Raw genomic sequence first — 1,339 nt, 5'->3', positions numbered from 1 at the left:
GAGCCTTTCCAAATAATTGTGTAAATTCATTTACATAAACCTCTGAATTCTATCTTCAAATTCGATAGCGAAATAAGGCATAGCTTCACTCCAGTATCTCACAGGCATAGACCATTTTTTGGTTAAATAATCTATAGTCAAGTATAAAGATTTGAAAACAGAGTCATCTTTAGGAAATAACTTTTTATTCTTAATAACTTTCCTAAATTGACTATTAAGCGACTCTATCGCATTAGTAGTATAAATTACTTTACGGATTTTGGGAGGGTATTGCAAGAATACAGTTAAATTATCCCAATTATTTAGCCATGACTTTGAAATTAATGGGTATTTAGCATCATACTTGCTAGCAAAATTTTCAAGCTCAGATTCTGCTATATCAATAGTTTCAGCGTCATATATTTTCTTTAGCTCTCTTGCCACTTCCTTTTTGTCTTTGTAAGGCACATATTTTAAAGAGTTTCTAATTTGGTGAACAATACAAAGCTGATGTTTTGCCTCTGGGTATACAGCCTGTATAGCATCAGACATGCCTTTTAAATTATCTGTACAAGCTATGAATATATCCTGTAAGCCTCTATTCTTTAATTCAGTAAAAACTCCTAGCCAATACTTAGAACCTTCATTTTGACTTATCCAAAGACCTAATACATCCTTGTGACCACTTAAAGATATACCTAAAGCAATATATACCGCCTTGTTAATAATACGCTTATCCTCTCTAACTTTAACGACTATGCAGTCAAAAAACACTATTGGATAAACACACTCTAATGGTCTATTCTGCCATGCTTTAACATCATCAATAATAGCTTCAGTAATATCACTTATGAAGCTTGTACTTATTTTCGTATCATACAGCTCAAGCAATTGTTGTTGAATATCTGTGGTACTCATACCTTTAGCATACAAAGATATGATTTTTTGATCTAAACCATTTATCTTTGTTACTCTTTTGGGAACTATTTGTGGTTCAAATTCACTTTCTCTATCTCTAGGCACTGAGATATCTATGTTTCCAGTATCTGTAGATAAGCTTTTATTGCTATAGCCATTTCTAGCATTTGAAGAGTTGCTTCGTTGATGCTTTGAATAGCCAAGATGACTATTCATCTCTGTATCTAATGCTTTTTCTAATAACCGTTTTGTTAATTGTTTAAGCAAGCCATCTTTCTCAAACATCTGATTAACATCTACTCCAGAATCTATTATCTGATCTGCTAGCATTGAGTAAATATCTTCTGATTTTCTATTTTTAGACATGTTTTTATCCTTAATATTTTGCTAGAAATAATCTAGCATCTTAATTAAGAATTTACACAGTTAATTGGAAAGTGCC

General features: G+C 31.8%; 1 protein-coding gene. It reads right to left on the bottom strand.

The genetic code is table 11. The features are described 5' to 3' along the window. Positions 1–30: 30 nt before the first annotated feature. Entirely contained in the window at positions 31–1,227 is a 1,197-nt protein-coding gene (locus F3D57_RS10165; RefSeq protein ID WP_191092394.1) for an IS256 family transposase, read from the bottom strand. Positions 1,228–1,339: the final 112 nt, after the last annotated feature.

The organism is Francisella sp. SYW-2, from assembly GCF_008711475.1.
GTDB lineage: Bacteria > Pseudomonadota > Gammaproteobacteria > Francisellales > Francisellaceae > Francisella > Francisella salimarina.
Note: the sequence above shows the minus strand (reverse complement) of the source record. Positions and strands in the feature narration are given on the sequence as shown.

Excerpts from the sequence above, each read along its gene's own strand:
- F3D57_RS10165 (WP_191092394.1), bottom strand. The coding sequence starts at position 1,227 with ATGCTAGCAGATCAGATAATAGATTCTGGAGTAGATGTTAATCAGATG.